This window comes from Stutzerimonas sp., from assembly GCF_982611455.1.
The window spans coordinates 20,433-38,534 of sequence record NZ_CEXBBO010000038.1; the positions used below are offsets into that span (position 1 = coordinate 20,433).

The window sequence follows — 18,102 nt, forward strand, 5'->3', positions numbered from 1 at the left end:
CGTCCTGCCCGTCAGCCACTTTTGGAGCATGCCTCATGACTGCCTATTGGGAATGCCTGCGTGCCATCGTCTGGCGCGAGTGGCTGCGTTTCGTCCAGCAACGCTCACGGTTCTTCAGCGCATTGGTGCGGCCGATGCTGTGGCTGGTGGTGTTTGCGGCCGGTTTTCGCGCGGCGCTGGGCATCGCGATCATTGAACCGTATGACACCTACATTACTTACGAAACCTACATCGTTCCCGGCCTGGCCTGCATGATCCTGTTGTTCAACGGGATGCAAGGTTCGCTCTCGATGGTCTACGACCGCGAAATGGGCAGCATGCGCGTACTGCTGACCAGCCCGTTACCGCGCGGTTTCCTGCTCGCCAGCAAGCTCTTGGCGACCGCGCTGATTTCACTCCTGCAGGTCTATGCGTTTCTTCTTGTGGCCTGGCTCTACGGGGTGCAGCCACCCGCAGCGGGCCTGCTTGCGGTATTGCCTGCATTGCTGTTGGTGGCGCTGTTGCTCAGCGCGTTGGGACTGTTGCTCTCAAACGGTATCCGTCAGCTGGAGAACTTTGCCGGGGTGATGAATTTCGTCATCTTCCCCATGTTCTTCTTGTCCTCGGCGCTATATCCGCTGTGGAAAATGCGCGACGCCAATGAATGGCTGTACTGGATCTGCTCGTTCAACCCCTTCACCTTTGCGGTCGAACTGGTGCGCTATGCGCTGTACGAGCGATTTAATCCGATGGCGCTGGCGATCTGCTTCGGCCTGACCCTGTTGTTCAGCTTGCTCGCCATGCTGAGCTTCAATCCGCAACACGCCGCGTTGCGGCGAACGGCCTGAGCGAGTCTCTACTACTTTGGTACTGGTTTTTCTGTCGATTGTAGGATTTCAAAACAGCGCTCATTGCTCTGTAATGTAGCCGACCGAAGTACTGGAAAGCGGAAGATGACAAGTCTGCCGGTGTTGTTGCTGATTGCAACCAAGTGGGAGGCACCTAAGGGCGTATCCCATCGTTCCGGCATTGAACGTTACCGATGCAGCATTCTGCGCGCCGCCGTGACCTACCCGCCTGAAACTGGTTCGACGCAACGCGCCACCGATCATCCGCTGTCGCACAGGACGAAGCGCTACCCGAACCACCCCACCATAATCACAACAATGAGGTGACCGGCCATGTACAAGATATTAATTGCTGATGACCATCCACTGTTTCGCGAAGCCATCCACAACGTCATCCAAGATGGTTTTCCAGGCAGCGAAATTCTTGAAACCGCCGACCTCGACAGCGCATTGGCGATGACGCTGGAAAACGACGATCTGGATCTAGTGCTGCTGGACCTGAACATGCCCGGCATGCATGGGCTCAACGGCCTGATCAATCTGCGCAACGAGGCGCCGACCATTCCGGTAGTGATCGTCTCCGCCGAGCAGGATAAGCAGATCGTGTTACAGGCAATCACTTATGGCGCTTGCGGTTTCATCACCAAATCTTCGCCGCGCACGCAGATGACCGAGGCCATCGAGCAGATTCTCAACGGCAGCGTCTATCTGCCCTCGGATATTATCCGCAGCCAAAACGCCAATACTCGCCGCTCTCAGCATCACGAACAGACCATCCCGCCGGAGCTGCTACAGGCGCTGACGCGCAAGCAGTTGCTAGTGCTGGAACGGATGACCAAAGGCGAATCGAACAAGCAGATCGCTTACAACCTCGACATTGCCGAAACCACGGTCAAGGCCCATGTCTCGGCGATCCTGCGCAAGCTCAACGTGCACAACCGCGTGCAGGCGATCCTGTCTGCTGGCGATATCGACTTCGCGGCCTATCTGCGTCGCTGATCCTCACCCCGTAAAAGCATTCGCGAGCAAGCTCGCTCCTACAAGGGCAACGTAGGTCGTAGGAGCGAGCTTGCTCGCGAACAGAGCTGGACGGACCGGCTCAAGCGTGCCCCTGTTCCATCATGTGACACATGGCCGTTTTCAGCTTCATGGGGCGCACCGGTTTATGCATCAGCATGTGGCCCAGCTCCCTGACCTTCTGCTTGAGTTCGTTGCTGTAGTTGGCGGTGATCATCAGTGCCGGTAGCGGGCTGGCGCGGCGGGCGTTGACCGTGGCGACCACATCGACCCCGTTGCAGCCGTTATCCAGGTGGTAATCGGCAATGATCAGGTCGGCGTCGGCGTGGAAGTTGTCGACCTGGCCGGCCAGGTCTTCTTCGGACAGGGCGGTGGTCACGGCGCAACCCCAGCCTTCGAGCAAGGTGCGCATACCGGCACAGATCGCAGTGTCGTTGTCGAGCACCCAGACCCGCGCGCCCTTGAGCTTTTCCAGCAAGAGATCGGTGGTTGCGGGCTCCACCTGGGCTTTCGGTGCACGCTTGGACAATGGGACCTCGATGGCAAATACCGAACCACGCCCCGGTTGCGAGCGCACCATAATGCGGTGGCCGAGCATGCGGGCGATCTTTTCGACGATGGCCAGCCCCAACCCGAGCCCTCGGTCCTGGTTGGGCCGCACGCCCTCGCCTCGCTTGAATTCCTGAAACACCTCCTCCAGCTTGTCTTCGGCAATCCCCACGCCGGTGTCCCAAACCTCGATCGACAGGCTTTGACGTCGACGGCGGCAACCGAGCAGCACACGTCCTTCGGGCGTATAGCGAATCGCATTGGTGAGCAGATTGCGCAATATCCGAGCGAGCAGCTGGATGTCGCTGCGCACCAGCGCCGAGCACGGGATGAAGTCCAGTTGCAGCCGCTCGCTGCCTGCAATCTGCCGGAACTCTACGGCAAGATTTTCCAGCAGCTCGCTGACGGCAAAGGGCGCGATATCCGGCTTGATCACGCCCGCGTCGAGCTTGGAAATATCCACCAAGGTGCCGAGCAGATTCTCCACGTCTTCCAAGGAATTGCTGATATTGCGGATCAGCCCGCCGCTAGGTGCCGCAGGCTGTTCCATTAGCGCACTGGTAAATAGCCGCGCCGCGTTGAGCGGCTGTAGCAGGTCGTGGCTCACCGCGGCGAGAAACTTGGTCTTCGACAGATTGGCCAGTTCGGCCTCGCGCTTGGCTTCGCGCAGTCGCGCCTCGGCGTGCGCGCGCTCGTCGATTTCGCAGAGCAGCTGTTCGTTCAGGCTGGTCAGCTCCGCGGTCCGTTCGCGCACCCGTTGTTCGAGATTCTGATAGGCCTGATGCAGCGCTTCGGCGGTGCGCCGACGGTCGGTGATGTCCTGAATCAGCACGAAGATGCCCGCCGCTTCGCCGTTAGGCTGCCGATTCGGCACGTAGGAGCGCAGCATGTAGCGCTGCTGACCGGCATGGTTGTGCTCGGCCATTTCGAAACTGACGCTTTCTCCAGACATGGCCCGGTCGATATAGGGCTCGAGCTGCTGCCAGTGCTCACCGCTGTGGATCTCGGGCAGGCACTGGCCGAGCATGCCGTCGCTGGGCCAGCGATACCATTCCTCGTACACCTTGTTGGTGAATTCGTAGGTCAGGTCTGCCGACACATAGGCGATCAACGCCGGCACGTGGTCGGTGATCAGGCGTATCCAGCGTTCGCTTTCACGCAGCGCCTCAGCGTGCCGGTAGCGCTCGGTGATGTCGGTGAATGTGTTGACGAAGCCGCCGGTGGGCAACGGATGGGTGCGTATCTCCAGCGTACGGCCGTCGAATAGATGTTGTTCGAGTTCGGCCAGCGGCAGGCCGTCGGTGTCGCGTGTGTTGGGCGTCAGCAGCTTGAGCTCGCTGTCGGCCATGACCTCTTCGAACGGCCTATGCGCCTCGATCGGCGCCAGGCCGCAAAGCTCAAGAAAGCGACGATTCCAGAGCTCCAGCCCTCCGTCGGCGCTGACCATGGCGACGCCCTGGGACAGGTTGTCCACGGCGCGCTGCAGCAATCGGGACTTCTGCGCTAACGCCTGTTCGCGGCGCATGGTTTCGCTGACCTTGACCTCGGTAATGTCGGTGTAGAGCATCACCAGCCCGCCTTCGCGGGTCGCGCGTTCGCTGACCTGCACCCAGCGGCCGTTGTGCAGACGGTAAACGGTGGGATCTTTGCCTTTACCGCGATGCTCCTCGGCGATCAACCCGCTACTTTCCGCCAACCGCCGCACCTCGGCTAGCCGGGTGCCGCTGTTGATACGTGCTCGAGTGCGGCTCCAGAGGGATTTGAAGCGCTTGTTGAACAGCACGATGCGCTGGTCTTTGTCGAACAGGACAAAGGCGTCGGAGATGCTTTCGATGGCATCGACCAAGTGCTGATGCGCGGTTTCGGCCCGTAATCGCGCATCGCTGAGCAATCGATTGCTGGCTTTCAGCTCGGCCATCGCCTGGTTCAACGCGTCGGTGCGCTCGCGCACCTGCTCGGCCAGTTCGACCGAATGCTGAAACGCGGCATAAGAGGCATCGCGCCCCGTGCCGCTGGATTCGATGCGCTCGATGAGCGCTGCGTTGATACGGCGCAGCTTGTCGTTCTCGCGCTCGAGTTCGATCTGCCGCTCCAGCAGTTCAGCGAGCACTCTTTTCTCCAGCCCGCCCTCCAGGCCGACCGATGGCGACACCGGTGAAGGTCTGGTTGATGTGCATGCCATTGAACTGCTCTCCGTAGGTGTTGAAACCGATCACCTGTTGGCGTCGGAGAAAGGCGGACGTCTGCTCGGTAGTCCCCTGGGTCTCGATTTCCAGCCGTCGCAAGAAGCAATCGCACCCTATGGTCAGCAAAGGCGCGCCCAACCGCTGTTCGAGGCGTTCGAACAGCGTTTCAAGATTGGGCATCAGCGGTCCGGGGCGCATGGCCGTAAGAACAATGCCGTTCTCCACCGCGCAATAGAACGTCAGGCTGAGGTCGTCATTGACCTTCTGAATCGAACGCACGTAGTACTGCTCGTTAATGCGCACAGCGAGCGGGTGTGCGGCGAACAACCGGTGGTCAAGGTCACTGACATTCACGCCGATCAGCCGGGCGTATTCCTCGGCAGCGGGTTCTGCGTTCAGTTCGTAGACGCGACGAGCGTTGCTGTCGGCTTGTGTCACGACCAGTTTGTCGTTGCGCGGCAGCATGTGGTGGGTGGTGAACACCTCGAAATCCAGCCAGGTATTGACCAGCACCACGATGGCCGCGCCGCTGTGGAACCTGCCGTCGTAATAGACGTGGGTATCGGTCAGATGGTTGTCATCGCCGGCCGAGCCGCCGAAATGCGGAATGCTGCCAAACGCAGCGCTCAAGGCCGCCAGGACGATTTCCTCGCGGCTCGATAAGCCATCGAGCAGGGTCATCGCGAAACTGTGGCCCTTGATCGGCGCTAACGAGTTGCTGCGACAAACATTGCCCAGACGTTCCACCAACTGCTGGGCGTCGATCAGGCTGAAGCGATCCATCTCGACGATCAGTTCGCTGGCAATGGAGAAACTGCGGTGATCGAAGCCAATCGCTGTCACGCAGCTGCGGCCATAGCCTTGCGAGGTGATTTCTCCCGCCGAGGTGCAGCCCACCACACGCACGCCGCCGAAGTACTGCTGCAGCGCATCGCCCAGCGCAGGAAGGTCGTATTCGGCCGAGCAGAAGAACAGCACGAAACCGAGATGCGGATGGATCAGCTGGCGCGCCAGATCCTGCGCCACCGTTTCGACGTTACGGGCCTCTGACATCGCTGTGCGTATCACTTCGGATTCTTGCTCGACCACGCACCGCACCCCATCAACCGTTTCGTATGTCCTCATTCTTAGTCAGGGCATAGGGCTCGGAAATGCTACTTCAGTACCGGCGGCGACCTGCCAAGGTAGCAAAGCGGCGAAAGAGTGCAGGCTCGGCGCTCCTAGCTTCATCGAACAAAAAAAAGCGGACGCCCGAAGAGGCGTCCGCCTGGATGTTGCAGGCTGCGCTTAGAAGCTCAGCGCGGCGCCTATGGCGTAGGTACGGGTGTCCTCGTCGAGGGCGTCGGTGTCCCGCCCCCTCAGCTCGAACTGGTTCAATTCGGCAACCAGCTTCAGGTTGTCGTTGATGGTACGGAAGTAGGCGATACCACGGGTTTCGTAATCGGCAGCGGTGCCCAGACCATTACCATCATCTTTGGTCTTGCCGGTAGACAGGGCAATGCGGTTCTTGCCAAAGGTGTAGGAGCCCTGAAGCAGGTAGCCGTCGCTATCCACGTCACGAAGCTGCGCTTCGCCAGCGTTGTTGGTATAGAACGGGTTGATGCCTTCGGCCTGGAAACCCGAGGCGGTGACGGAGAATGCGCCCATTTTCGCCTGGATACCGTAGCCGATGCCCTTGGAGTCGACTTCATCGACACTGCTGTCGGTGTTCTTGGATGTCTGCTGCATGCCGTTGACCCAGGAGTAAATCTTGGCCCCGGCGAGATCGAACTGGTAAGTGATCTCGGTCTCGAAGCGTGGACTGTCCTGGTAGGCCTCATCCAGTGCGCTGCTGGCGTCATCCGTGGTGTCGACCGGATCCATGATGCCGGCGGCAATACGTAGGCCGCTCATGACCGGCGAGCGATAGGTGATCTGCGAGGTCGGGAACGGGTACGGATAGCCTGTGCCGATATTGCCGAACGAAACACCGCCGAAATCGACCAGCCCCAGAGTGTCGCTGACCTGGCCATATCCGGTGAGCATTTCGTCCAGAAAAATGTTCGATCGACCAAAAAGACCGAAGTCCTTACCGAAGAGCACCTCGCCCCATTGGTCGCTGGACGCCGTACCGTAGAATTGGCGAACGTCGATGCCAGTCTCGGTGGCATTGGTGTCGCTGTCGTTGATCGTTACCCAGAAAGACGAGCGCCCACCGACTTTCAGGTCATCGAGCTGCTTGCTGAAGTTGAAGCCGATGTAATTGGGCAGAAAGCCCATTTTCACACGGGACTGGTCCCGGTCGAATTGCTCCCCGGCACGATCCACGTCGCTGCTGACATAAAACGTGTTGAAGTAGCCGTCGACAGCGAACGTGGTGTCATCCTTGTCATAAAGCATGATTTCGGCAACTGCCGACTGGCTCAAGGTCATCGCAATCGCGCTGGCCAGGGCCAACGGCATTAGGGTGGTAACTGCTTTTTTCTTGTTGTGCATGGCGCTCTCCGCTGATGTGACGACGGGCAGTCGTGTCGAGGCGGATTATCGAAAGCACAACGGGTCGGCCATACACTGCGATGGCGGCGATTGGCTACTGCTTTGGCGGCGATTGCCGTCTTGCGCTGTAAGCAGGTGACAGTCGAGCCGGAAGGAGCAGCGCTTAGGTAGTACGCCGTCGCGCTTCGGCATACCTGGTCCGCATGACGGACGTGCCAGGAGAATGGGTGTGGGAAAGGTTCCGGCGAGAAACGAGTTCGACGGCCAGGACCAGCGTGTCCGGTCGCATTGGCAACGACGACTCTCCCATCCGCACCATTGCACAAGGCTTCAGGGCAGCCACGAACACTTGGCGCTGCAAATAATGAGTGCACGGCAATGAGTGCACGGCGTGGCGGCAGACGAGGTTATTAGACTGAAGTGCTGCCATTTCAATCATCAAGTTGCATGGTGGCGGTGCGAGCGCTGGATAGCATGTGCGTATAACAATACGCCTAGAGGCATCTATGAAACGCAGCGCCGACTTCCTATCGCGCTTGCTACTGGTGGTATGCGTGCTCACCAGCCCGACGCTTTTCGCCCAAGCGCTGGACGCGCAGATCCAGCAGCTGTTTCCCAAGGCCACTCGCATCGAGCCGAAGCAGGACAACCCGCCGGTGCACAGCGTCTATCAACTCGACGAATTGCTTGGCTACGCCTTCGAGTCCACTGACTACTCCAACCTGCAGGGGTTCTCCGGCAAGCCGATACGGCTGTTGATCGGCATGGACACCGAGGGCGTGCTCGCCGGCGTCACGGTGTTAGAACACCACGAGCCGGTCTTCTTACATGGACTTGGCGAGCAGTCGCTGTTCGATTTCGTCGAGCAATACCGGCAGACGTCGATCGGCAAACCAATCGTGGTGGGCGGGCAGAGTGCGGCGGATGCAAGCGATTCGGTGACGCGCATCGACGGAGTGAGCAAGGCAACCGTGTCAGTGGTGATCCTCAACGAAACCGTCCTGCTGTCGGCCTTGGGCGTCGCGCGCAAGCTGCTCGAAGGTTTCGCCAGTGGTCCCTTGGCTACCGTGAAACCCGACCTCTATGAGCCGCTCGACTGGTCGCAGCTACTCGAAAGCGGATATCTCCAGCACTGGACCATCAGTCGCGACGAGGTAGAACAGGCCCTTGGGCCACTCGATCGTTATCTGGAGATCAAGGCTGGAAGCGACGCGCCGTTCAGCGACCTCTATTTCGCTTACCTGAATGCACCGAGCATCGGCCGCAACCTGCTCGGCGAGACCGGTTTCGCCAAGCTCAACGAAGAATTGAAGCCCAACGAACAGGCCGTGCTGGTGCTGTCTTCCGGCATGTACCTCCATGTGCCGGAAGACTTCGTGCCCGCCACAGCACCGAGTCGCCTGGTACTGATGCAGAACGACCACGCCATCGAACTGCACGACATGAATTTCAACAACGGCGCGGTGATGGAGATGCTCGACGCCCCACTCGATGGTTTCGAGGCGAACGTCTTCCGCATTAAGGCACATAACGCCTTCAACCCCGCAGAGCCTGCCAGGTTACGTTTGAACGTGAACCTGCGGCGCAACCATCTTGTGGAAAGCAACACGCATTTCATGCGGGATTTCCAGCTCGACCGCGACCTCTTCGATGTCGAAGAAGCGCAGGTCGCGGCCGAGCCGACGCCCATCTGGTTACGCATGTGGCAGGAGCGCTGGTGGCAGGCCGGCCTGGTTGGCTTGTCGCTGCTGATGCTGATCTGCGTATTCATCTGGCAACACCGCATCAGCCAACATAGCCGTGGCTTTCACCTATTTCGGGCCGGCTTTCTCTTGTTCACCCTGGCGTTCGTTGGCCTTTACGCCCAAGGCCAGCTGTCGGTGGTAAATATCTTCACCATGCTCCTGGCGCTGGGGAAGGATTTCGATATCCGTGTGTTTCTAATGGACCCGGTGATCTTTATCCTCTGGAGCTTCACCTTTGTTAGCCTGTTCTTCTGGGGCCGCGGGGTGTTCTGCGGCTGGCTCTGTCCGTTCGGCGCGCTACAGGAAATGCTCGGTTGGGTGGCCAAGCGTCTACGCATCCGTCAGTGGAAAGTGTCCGATCGCCTTCACCTGCGCCTGCAATGGCTGAAGTACTTGATCCTCCTCTTGCTGGTGCCGGTGGCCTTCTATTCGCTGACGCTAGCCGAGCGGCTCGCTGAGGTGGAGCCGTTCAAGACCAGCATCACGCTGTTCTTCGTGCGGTCCTGGCCGTTCGTGCTTTACGCGGTGATCCTGCTCGGGCTCGGCCTGTTCGTGCATAAGTTCTACTGCCGATACGTCTGCCCGCTGGGCGCCGGGCTAGCAATGCTCGGCAGATTTCATCTGTTTTCATGGCTCAAGCGCATCGACGCCTGTGGCCAGCCCTGCCAGCATTGCAAGAATCATTGCGAGATCGGCGCGATCAAGCGCGACGGGGGCATCGACTATGACGAGTGCATCCAGTGCCTGGAGTGCATCGTCATCCTCAATAACGAGGACCAGTGCGTCGCGACCATCAGTGCGCGAAAAAAGGCAGAGAAGGCCGGACGCCACCCCAGCAGCGCACTGATTGGCAGCGACTCCATGGAGCCCAGCTCAGCGTCCTGACCGCAGGGCTGCTCGGTGGTTCCTCTCGCGCTTCCTGGGCTTCAAATACATGGGTACTACACCTCGGTGTTGACGGTGCCGGCAGCCGAAATTGCGGCAGCCGTAAACGAAATAGCTTTATATATAATTAGCTGATTTTGCTGATATTTCTATCAATCACGGTTTTTCATTATTACTTCAGGGTACTCCGGTACCAGTAAGCCTCATTTGCCTGCAATTCCGTTCCGCTCGTTTTGTGTGCTGGTGGCGAGCAACTCGCTGATCGAACTGGTGCAACATTGCGGTCACCCGCTCTGCTGAGCTTGGTCGTCTCAGCCGGCCGATCTGTCCAACGTCCTCAGGCGCTGCGACGCTAGGTATTGCTCACCCAACAAGACAACCAACCCGCTCAGCACGATGATTAAGGTACCGATGCAGCTCCATAGATTTGGCAGTTCGGCAAAAAGCAGGTAGCCCAGCAGACTCGCGCCGACGATCTGTAGGTAAGTGAACGGCGCGACAAACGGCGCGGGAGCCACTTCGAATGCACGGACCAAGCAATAGTGCCCGCCACCGCCAAGAATGCCCATGCTGATCAGCAACCCGAGATGCACCAGGTTGTCCGGAGACTGCCAGAAGAACGGCAGCATCAGGCTCGCCAACACGAACCCAGCAGCGGCCATGTATGTGTTGGACGTTTCCGGTGTGTCGTGGCTGGCGAGCTTGCGCGACAGAATTTGCGTAAGCGCTGAAGTAATAGCGCTGAAGAGCACCAGTAACACGGCAGGATGAAAAGTATCGCCACCCGGCTGGATGACAAACAGAGCCCCAGCGAACCCACAGATCGCCGCGACTGTTTTCAGCAGGCTTACCTTCTCGCCTAGCATGAACGGTGCCAGTACCAGCACCACCATAGGCGCCGTGAAACTTACCGCTGCGGCCGTGGCCACCGGCACATACTGGAGGGCACTGAACATCAGGAAAGAGGTAAAGCAGAACAGCAAAGACCGCACGATTTGCAACCAAGGGCGCTGAGAGCGAAACAGCGCCAGCCCTTTGCGCGGCGCGAACACTACCAGCATGAACACCACATGGCCGAAGTAGCGGCACCAAAGCAACTGAATGACCGGGTAGAACACGCCGAGGTACTTCACTTCCGCGTTTAGTAGCGGGATCAGAACCGCCGCAGCCAGCATGAATGCCACCGCGATCACGAACGGGCTGCGCTTCGGCTCCACCTGCCCCTCCAGTGCTTCGTCTTCCCCTGCCATCACATGAAACGCTCCTGATTCAGCTTGTTCTGATGTGTAGCAAGCCCTGTTCACATTGAGATCAACCGTCACTTAGCCCGCCCCTTCAAGGGACGTAGACGGGATGGCCGACTGACCGAGGCGTACTGCCGCTCATAGTGCAACCTTAACGTACTGCAGCTGCCGCCGTTCAGCTGTAGAACGTAGCCCCCTGTTCAATAGGCGTCACTTTATGCAATCGGGCCAGTAGCGGTCGCTCATTCCTGAGCCATGCAAGACGCATCACACGAAGCGATGCGAGATAAACACCGGGGGTCTTTCACAGAGCGCGCAAACAGCCGCAGGTTGAAGGTACGGCTACCTCTAAGGGGGATGTTCAATTCTGGCGCGGAAAGGAGCGCATGGGCTGGCACTACGGTTAGCCGGTAACGGACCTATTGGCGAACCAAGCAGCGGCTGTTCTCACTGGCTGCTTTTGTCCTCATATGGACCTCAGCGACGGCCCCGCTGCTGCAGTATCGGCAGTCAACGGGGTGGCACACGGACTGCACTGAGTTCTAAGGGCTGATCAGCCCTTCAACGCCGCTTCGATCGCCGCAACATCAATCTTTCGCATGCCCATCATCGCTTCGAAGGCGCGCTTGGCCGCTGCTTGATCAGGGCTGGTATATGCGGCTGTCAGTACCCGCGGCGTGATTTGCCACGACAGGCCCCATTTGTCCTTGCACCAGCCGCATTCGCTTTCCTGGCCGCCGTTACCGACAATCGCGTTCCATAAGCAGTCCGTCTCGGCTTGGTCGTCGGTCGCAACCTGGAACGAAAACGCCTCGCTATGTTTGAACGCTGAGCCCCCGTTGAGTCCGAGGCAAGGGATGCCCATTACCGTGAACTCGACGGTCAGAACATCGCCCTCCTTGCCCGACGGATAGTCGCCCGGCGCGCGATGGACAGCGTTGACTGCGCTGTCCGGAAAGGTCTCGGCATAGAACGTCGCAGCCTCGAGTGCGGTGCCGTCATACCAGAGGCAGATGGTGTTTTTGCTGGTCATTTTGAGTCTCCATGATCGGCTAATAGGTGAACCCAGCCGCGCAGATAGAGTGAAGCGACAGCAGGACACTACTTGTTCGTCCGTCGTTCGCCTTGAAGCGGTCGATTACTAAGCTAGCAATCGACCGGAAAATAAGGTTGTTGCCGTTCGCTTTGGCGCGAACCGCGGATCTATCCGGCCTCCACCGCATCGCCGACAACGGACTGGCTCTGAAGCGCTGCGAATGCTTCTGCGATGGTTGGCGGAGCCTTGGGTCGGGCGTACATCGACTGCAGGTACGCTTTCAACCTCGGTGCGCCATCGAGCATCTTCTCTTCGTTTGCCCAGTCCAACGTATAAGCGGCGTTGAAGTCGGCTACGCTGACCCGGTCGGCAACCAAGAATTCGCGGTCGTGCATGTGTCGCTCGAGCACCGCCACCATCTCCAAGCAATCCTGCCTTGCCAGGTCGATATCCTGAGGCAGCCTCTTCTCTTCCGGGTAAAGGAACGTGTGACGCACGATGCGCCACAGGGGCTGCTCGATCTCGGTCATTAGAAAGAAAACCCAGCGATACATCTGGGCCCGATCTTCCACCGACTCCGGGATGAAACCCGACTGGGGATTCTTCTCGGCCAGGTAGAGTTGAATCGCGGCCGATTCGGTTATCACGAGGCTTCCGTCGACCAATACCGGAACTTTGGCGGCGGGGTTGAGTGCCAGAAAGTCTGGTTGTCGGTTTTCACCTTCAAGGATGCTCACCGGGAGCATTTCGTAATCCAGGTCTAGTTCGTTGAGTAACCAGATAACGCGCAAAGCGCGGGTCGGGGGTGTTCCGTACAGTTTGATCATGGCCAACTCCGTCGGTTTGTAGATATCGCTATTTCCGAAATTGCTGATCTAGTCGTCCGGCACCATGTGAAATCGACAACCCCTCAAATTTATCGCGCCGCTTAGCCGATGGTGCACCACGTTTTACTGGCTCGCTGGCGAGTACGTGCAGCTTCCGGAGGTTTTTCCGAGGCTATAAGACCGTCGCGTATCGGCTGTGTTTAAAACGCCAGCGCACCTGAGTCATCTGGCAGCAGGATGTATCGATGCCCTCCTCCGGACCGAAATCCACTGGTCCGAAGCTGTCGAGCAAGATGAACGGCTCAACCATCCGCCGCTGCGCCGAAGACAGCACCCCGATCCTGACATCTGTGATCGCTGTAGCCCTTATCGCATTGGGGGACCTCCTCGTTCCAATCCTCACCGATTCGAATGATGGTGAACCTAAGCCACGTGAGCGCGAGCCAGCGGCCCGTCACTTCCAATGACGGGCGCTCATCGCTGAAGTGGAGAGCTGTGACGATGAAGGGTTCGGCCATCGAGCACCGAGTACCGCGCGTTTGTGCCAATACAGGGCGCCCTGCAGCTGGCTTAATAAAGCCGAAATCCGATATGAGTAAGCGCCTGATTAGCTGGAACATCCCGCTGCAAAAGACCCTCCCATGCAGAACCACATCAACTTTGGCTTATGCATCTAAGGAGGCATCATGCGCATCACTCTTCCACGTCTCGGTTTTGGCGGCGCACCGCTGGGAAATATGTTCACCCCGCTGGACGAAGCCACTGCAGACGCAACGCTTGAAGCTGCCTGGGAAGCAGGCATTCGCTACTACGATACTTCGCCGCATTACGGGGCCGGTCTGGCTGAGCAGCGTTTCGGACGTATGCTGAGCGGCAAGCCTCGCGATGAGTTCGTGTTGAGCACCAAGGTAGGTCGTTTGCTGCAGCCTGCGAACGCACCGGAGAATGCCAAGCCCTTTGTCGACGAATTGCCCAACAAACGTATCGTCGATTACTCCGCCGATGGCGCGCGTCGCTCCATTGAGGACAGCCTTGAGCGAATGGGCATCGACCGTATCGACGTTGTGTTCATCCACGATGTGTCGGAAGACCAGTGGGGTCCGCAATGGACCGAGTATTTTCAGCAAGCCATGCAGGGAGCGGCGAAAGCGCTGACCCAGATGCGTGACGAGGGCATGATTCGCGGCTGGGGCTTGGGCGTTAATCTTGTCGAACCCTGCCGCATGGCGCTAGAGCAATCCGATCCAGACGTGTTCCTGCTCGCCGGCCGTTATTCCTTGTTGGATCACCGCGAGGCGCTGGACACGCTGTTCCCACAGTGCGTGGAGCGTGGCGTTGGCATTGTCGTCGGTGGGCCGTTCAACTCTGGTGTGCTAGCCGGTGGCGACCATTACGACTACGACCAGGTCCCAGATGAAATTCGTCAGAAGACTCAGCAGCTCGAAGCGGTTTGCAAGGAATATGGTGTCGAACTGCGGGCCGCCGCGCTGCAATTCTGCCTCGCGCATCCTGCCGTCCTATCGGCCATTCCCGGCACCAGTAACCCGAAACGCCCCGTGCAATATGTGCAGCAGTTCGAAGCCAAGATACCGACCGATTTCTGGCGCGCCTTGAAAGCTAAGCAGCTTTTGCCAGAGGACGTACCGGTTCCGGAATGAATGTTTAAAACCAGTCGTAGCGAGGGCGTGAAAGCTAACGCATTCTCCCCTCGCCCCAACCTTACTGGCACTAGGAAATGCTGCCAGGCAACAAGCTGCTGGGGTTTCGCCACCAGCCACTCGCCCTCGGAGTTGGCGAGCTGACAGTTAGTGCGCTGCCAAATTTCGGCAAACGACGTTCAGTGGTTCTGCATCACGACGCTGCGTATGTCTTCAGCCAACTGGCGAACACGCTCTTCGCTGGTATCCCATGAGCACAAGAAGCGCGCGCCACCCACACCGATGAACGTATAGAACATCCACCCTCGGCTTCGCAGTGCTTCCAGCGCCAATGGCGGAATGCTCACGAAAACACCGTTTGCCTGCACCGGAAACATTAGCTCCACGTCTGGCACGTCGCGGATCAATTTAGCGAGCAACTGTGCGCAGTTGTTAGCGTGCTCGGCGTATTTCATCCAGGCGTTGTTTTCCAGTAGCCCGACCCATGGTGCGGAAAGAAAGCGCATCTTGGATGCCAGTTGGCCGGCTTGTTTGCAGCGGTACTCGAAATCTTCGGCAAGGTCCCGGTTGAAGAACAGGATCGCCTCGCCTACGGCCATGCCATTCTTGGTGCCGCCGAAACAGAGCACGTCTACACCGGCCTTCCAGCTCAGCTCCGCTGGTGACAAGCCGAGAAATGCGCAAGCATTGGCGAAGCGTGCGCCATCCATGTGCAGGTGCAATCCCAGCTCTTTGCAGGTATCGCTGATTGCGCGAAGCTCCTCGGGTTTGTAAACGGTGCCGATTTCGGTGGCCTGGGTGATGCTGACGACGCGCGGCTTGGGGTAATGAATGTCCTTGCGTTTCAACGCAATTTCGTGGATCGCCGTTGGTGTCAACTTGCCCTGCTCGGTCCGTGCAACCAGCAGCTTAGAGCCGTTGGAAAAGAACTCCGGTGCGCCGCATTCGTCGGTCTCGATATGCGCAATGTCACCGCAGATGACGCTGTGATAGCTCTGACATAGCGCTGACAGCGCCAGGGAGTTGGCCGCGGTGCCGTTGAATGCGAAGAACACTTCACAGTCGGTTTCGAACAACTGGCGGAAGTGATCGGCGGCACGCGCGGTCCACTGATCATCGCCATAGGCCCGATCGTGCCCCTGATTGGCCCTGGCCATGGCCTCCCAGGCTTCCGGGCAGATACCCGAATAGTTATCGCTGGCGAATTGCTGATTGGCGGTGGTCATCTATGCCTCTTTATCGGGTCATGCCGAGATCGCGGGAAGCGAGGACGTACGAGCTGTAGCCGGCGGTATAACGGACTTTTCGAAGAACAGGTGATATCTCTGCAGAAGATGCTCCTGCCGGATCATGATGCTCTGACAGGGAGTATGCCAGCATCAGAAAAGCTGGATAACAGGCGGGCGGACGAGCTTGCCAGCTGATAGGCGCTCCTCCCGACGTATGCAGGCAAGCGTGGCTGCGCTAGTCATTTCTGGATGAATTGCCTCGCCACCGCCTGCAGATCCTCGCCGCTAACCAGTGGCGGTCGCATCACGCTCGGGAACGGCTTGCCGCGACTGACATAACCGGTCATTAGCCCGGCATGCGCCGCGCCTTGTATATCCCAGCCGTGCGCAGCGATCAGCGCCAGCTGTTGTGGCTCGACACAGGCTGCCTTTGCGCAGTGCAGGTAGACCTCTCGGCGCGGTTTCCACAGCTGTACCTCGTCGACGGACATCGTCTTTTCTATGTAGGGCACGAGCTCGGCGCGCTCGAGTAGCTGCTGCGTAACGCTCGCGCTTCCGTTGGTCAAGGTGACGATGCGAACACCAGCCTCCTGAAGCAGGTGCATGGCAGGCGCCACATCCGGGTGCGGGTCCAGCTCGGCGAAGGTGCCGATAATATCTTCTACCTGGCTCGACGCGAGCTTCACATGCTGCGTTGCGGCCAGACTTTGCAGCGCATCCACGGCCATTTCGCGAAAGGGTCGATAACTGTCCGTTGAATTCATAGCGAAGGCGTTGCGCAACAGCTGCGCAAACCAGGTTTCCAGCGCATGAGCAGGCATGCCCGCCGTTTCTAACTTCGGGCGCAGAGGCTCGAGAGGAAACAGGGTTTCGATGACATCGAACGCGACGACCAGTGGCGGCGATTGCATGGGTGGGCTCCTACTTAGGTTGTAAGGCGGGTTCGGCTCGGCGTACGTCTTCCATAAGCAGATGGATTTGCTCGGCGATGACGTCAGGGTGATCCTCCGGTGTGAAGTGCAGGCCGCCTTCGATGCGCTGCAGTGGAGCCTTCAGATCGCGCGCAAAGCGCTCGCCGTATTCGATCTTCTGGAAATTTGTCGTCTACGCCCCAGACCACTCGGGCCGGAATGTTCAACGAGGGCAAGGCGTCGGCAACCGCCAGCGTATCGTTGACGTCCAGAGCCTCGACCTGACGGATCAGGCTCGCTGCACCTCCGTGCCTGGCATAGGGCTGCCAGTGAATGTCCAGCGACTCGCTGGCCAGTGCATGGTCGTCATGACCGCGATACATCAAGGTGCGCAGGATCTGTTTTCCCGCCGTGTCAGGCAAATGCTTGACCAGTGGCGCGGCGGCATTCAGCGCCTTGACGCTGGGGATTGGCCACGAGTCGTAACCAATGGCATTGGTCAGCAACAGCCCCGCGCAGCGTTCTGGGTGACGCACCGCTGCAATCTGCGCAACGCCACCGCCCAGGTCGTGCCTGACGAAGATCGCCCGCTCAATGTTCAGATGCGCAAGCCAAGTCACTAGATAACCCGCCTGGCGGGCGACGGAAATATCACGCCCTTCGCCCTCTTTGATCGACTCGCCATAGCCAACCATCTCGAAGGCCAGGCAACGGGCGTCGTTAGCCTTCGGAATTACATGACGCCACAACGCCGGGGACGTTGGAATGCCGTGAATGAAGATCACAGGCAACCCCTCGCCCTGCTCGATCCAGCGCATGGTGATGCCATTAATCGTTGCGGCCTGACTGTTCATTGAGTTGCCTCTGCTGGTACAGATTGGCGCACAGTTATCGAAGCGTCCGACGCCGATAAGCGTGTGACATAGCTCGTCTCTGAGAATTCAGGCAAATGCAGCTGCGGCTTACCGCGGCAGCAATCGAATCGTTGAATGGCTGCTTGATCTGCCACGAAACTCGCACCGTTCTGGCGTTATACCGAGCTCCGGTGCGAACTTCCTGCTAGACAGCGGCGTAGGGATATCCGCTCCAGAACGGTCGCGCGACGAGATCAAGAGCGAGCGCTTCAGAACATGGCAGACTCCTGATAAGTGCTGCTTCAGCTACTGATCGGCAGGAAAATTACGGTGTAAAGCCCTAGCACGCCGAGCACGGGTCATGCCGAGATAAAGGAAAAATTCACTCATTTCGTCCATAACATGTTGATGCTTAGAGTTTTTTAAAATCTCCCGCACATCGTCGGATCGTGAACTATCTTTTCTGACTCCTCAGAAAAGGAGTTCCCATGGCTTCATTAGAGCGTACGGCGTATCCCACTCTGCCAAAGGCGTATTCAAAAGCTGAGCTGCAGCGAGATTTTTCGTTCTCAGATGATGAGATTAAGTGGATACGGAGCAAGTCCGTAAGCGTACGCCGAACTCACCTTGCGCGACTCAGGCCGGCGCCCACTGATGCG

Annotated in this window: 14 protein-coding genes; 5 read left to right on the forward strand and 9 right to left on the reverse strand. The window is 58.6% G+C overall.

The genetic code is table 11. The features are described from left to right. The first annotated feature begins 35 nt into the window (after positions 1-35). Positions 36-827: an ABC transporter permease gene (locus tag AC2LD7_RS18805; protein WP_484599212.1), complete on the forward strand. Its 792-nt coding sequence runs from the start codon at positions 36-38 to the stop codon at positions 825-827. Between the two features lie 333 nt (positions 828-1,160). Continuing rightward, the gene (locus AC2LD7_RS18810; protein WP_484599213.1) at positions 1,161-1,826 is read left to right on the forward strand and encodes a response regulator; all 666 of its coding nucleotides are present in this window, start codon (positions 1,161-1,163) and stop codon (positions 1,824-1,826) included. Between the two features lie 100 nt (positions 1,827-1,926). Here the strand turns inward: AC2LD7_RS18810 and nahK are convergent, their stop codons facing one another. From nahK to AC2LD7_RS18825, 3 genes are all read right to left on the reverse strand, one after another. Continuing rightward, entirely contained in the window at positions 1,927-4,575 is a 2,649-nt protein-coding gene (gene nahK / locus AC2LD7_RS18815) for a hybrid sensor histidine kinase/response regulator NahK/ErcS' (protein ID WP_484599214.1), read from the reverse strand. Beyond that, the gene (gene nosP / locus AC2LD7_RS18820) at positions 4,493-5,704 is read right to left on the reverse strand and encodes a nitric oxide-sensing protein NosP (RefSeq protein ID WP_484599215.1); all 1,212 of its coding nucleotides are present in this window, start codon (positions 5,702-5,704) and stop codon (positions 4,493-4,495) included. The genes nahK and nosP overlap by 83 nt, the downstream gene beginning before the upstream one ends. A gap of 162 nt (positions 5,705-5,866) precedes the next feature. Beyond that, a complete protein-coding gene (locus AC2LD7_RS18825; RefSeq protein ID WP_484599216.1) occupies positions 5,867-7,054 on the reverse strand; it encodes a porin in 1,188 nt (395 codons plus the stop codon). A 506-nt stretch (positions 7,055-7,560) separates the two neighbouring features. Here AC2LD7_RS18825 and AC2LD7_RS18830 point away from each other — a divergent pair. Then, a complete protein-coding gene (locus AC2LD7_RS18830) occupies positions 7,561-9,684 on the forward strand; it encodes a 4Fe-4S binding protein (RefSeq protein WP_484599217.1) in 2,124 nt (707 codons plus the stop codon). 311 nt (positions 9,685-9,995) lie between these two features. Here the strand turns inward: AC2LD7_RS18830 and AC2LD7_RS18835 are convergent, their stop codons facing one another. The 3 genes from AC2LD7_RS18835 to AC2LD7_RS18845 all read right to left on the reverse strand — a co-directional run bounded on the left by AC2LD7_RS18835 (position 9,996) and on the right by AC2LD7_RS18845 (position 12,791). Continuing rightward, positions 9,996-10,934, reverse strand: a complete 939-nt coding sequence (locus AC2LD7_RS18835; protein ID WP_484599218.1) for a DMT family transporter — start codon at positions 10,932-10,934, stop codon at positions 9,996-9,998. 547 nt (positions 10,935-11,481) lie between these two features. Continuing rightward, the gene (locus tag AC2LD7_RS18840) at positions 11,482-11,961 is read right to left on the reverse strand and encodes a VOC family protein (RefSeq protein ID WP_484599219.1); all 480 of its coding nucleotides are present in this window, start codon (positions 11,959-11,961) and stop codon (positions 11,482-11,484) included. A 170-nt stretch (positions 11,962-12,131) separates the two neighbouring features. Continuing rightward, positions 12,132-12,791: a glutathione S-transferase family protein gene (locus AC2LD7_RS18845; protein WP_484599220.1), complete on the reverse strand. Its 660-nt coding sequence runs from the start codon at positions 12,789-12,791 to the stop codon at positions 12,132-12,134. 686 nt (positions 12,792-13,477) lie between these two features. Between AC2LD7_RS18845 and AC2LD7_RS18850 the strand changes: the two genes are divergently transcribed. Further along, the gene (locus AC2LD7_RS18850; protein ID WP_484599221.1) at positions 13,478-14,449 is read left to right on the forward strand and encodes an aldo/keto reductase; all 972 of its coding nucleotides are present in this window, start codon (positions 13,478-13,480) and stop codon (positions 14,447-14,449) included. A 179-nt stretch (positions 14,450-14,628) separates the two neighbouring features. Here AC2LD7_RS18850 and AC2LD7_RS18855 read toward each other — a convergent pair whose 3' ends face one another. The 3 genes from AC2LD7_RS18855 to AC2LD7_RS18865 all read right to left on the reverse strand — a co-directional run bounded on the left by AC2LD7_RS18855 (position 14,629) and on the right by AC2LD7_RS18865 (position 17,443). After that, positions 14,629-15,675, reverse strand: coding sequence for a threonine aldolase family protein (locus tag AC2LD7_RS18855; protein WP_484599222.1), 1,047 nt, complete (start codon positions 15,673-15,675; stop codon positions 14,629-14,631). A 242-nt stretch (positions 15,676-15,917) separates the two neighbouring features. Further along, positions 15,918-16,589 (reverse strand): haloacid dehalogenase type II, encoded by a 672-nt coding sequence (locus AC2LD7_RS18860; protein ID WP_484599223.1) that lies wholly within the window; start codon positions 16,587-16,589, stop codon positions 15,918-15,920. An 83-nt stretch (positions 16,590-16,672) separates the two neighbouring features. Then, complete coding sequence (locus AC2LD7_RS18865; RefSeq protein ID WP_484599224.1) at positions 16,673-17,443, reverse strand: alpha/beta fold hydrolase; 771 nt, start codon at positions 17,441-17,443, stop codon at positions 16,673-16,675. 488 nt (positions 17,444-17,931) lie between these two features. On the opposite strand from AC2LD7_RS18865, the gene AC2LD7_RS18870 reads away from it, so the two are divergent. Next, positions 17,932-18,102 (forward strand): DUF4158 domain-containing protein (locus AC2LD7_RS18870; RefSeq protein ID WP_484599225.1); only part of this gene is annotated, 171 nt, incomplete at its 3' end.

What these genes read in the sequence shown, in the direction of transcription:
- AC2LD7_RS18835 (WP_484599218.1), bottom strand. Translation starts at nt 10,934, where the DNA reads ATGGCAGGGGAAGACGAAGCACTGGAGGGGCAGGTGGAGCCGAAGCGC.
- nosP (WP_484599215.1), bottom strand. Translation starts at nt 5,704, where the DNA reads ATGAGGACATACGAAACGGTTGATGGGGTGCGGTGCGTGGTCGAGCAA.
- AC2LD7_RS18860 (WP_484599223.1), bottom strand. Translation starts at nt 16,589, where the DNA reads ATGCAATCGCCGCCACTGGTCGTCGCGTTCGATGTCATCGAAACCCTG.
- AC2LD7_RS18850 (WP_484599221.1), top strand. Translation starts at nt 13,478, where the DNA reads ATGCGCATCACTCTTCCACGTCTCGGTTTTGGCGGCGCACCGCTGGGA.
- AC2LD7_RS18805 (WP_484599212.1), top strand. Translation starts at nt 36, where the DNA reads ATGACTGCCTATTGGGAATGCCTGCGTGCCATCGTCTGGCGCGAGTGG.
- AC2LD7_RS18810 (WP_484599213.1), top strand. Translation starts at nt 1,161, where the DNA reads ATGTACAAGATATTAATTGCTGATGACCATCCACTGTTTCGCGAAGCC.
- AC2LD7_RS18845 (WP_484599220.1), bottom strand. Translation starts at nt 12,791, where the DNA reads ATGATCAAACTGTACGGAACACCCCCGACCCGCGCTTTGCGCGTTATC.
- AC2LD7_RS18865 (WP_484599224.1), bottom strand. Translation starts at nt 17,443, where the DNA reads ATGAACAGTCAGGCCGCAACGATTAATGGCATCACCATGCGCTGGATC.
- nahK (WP_484599214.1), bottom strand. Translation starts at nt 4,575, where the DNA reads ATGGCATGCACATCAACCAGACCTTCACCGGTGTCGCCATCGGTCGGC.
- AC2LD7_RS18855 (WP_484599222.1), bottom strand. Translation starts at nt 15,675, where the DNA reads ATGACCACCGCCAATCAGCAATTCGCCAGCGATAACTATTCGGGTATC.
- AC2LD7_RS18825 (WP_484599216.1), bottom strand. Translation starts at nt 7,054, where the DNA reads ATGCACAACAAGAAAAAAGCAGTTACCACCCTAATGCCGTTGGCCCTG.
- AC2LD7_RS18830 (WP_484599217.1), top strand. Translation starts at nt 7,561, where the DNA reads ATGAAACGCAGCGCCGACTTCCTATCGCGCTTGCTACTGGTGGTATGC.
- AC2LD7_RS18840 (WP_484599219.1), bottom strand. Translation starts at nt 11,961, where the DNA reads ATGACCAGCAAAAACACCATCTGCCTCTGGTATGACGGCACCGCACTC.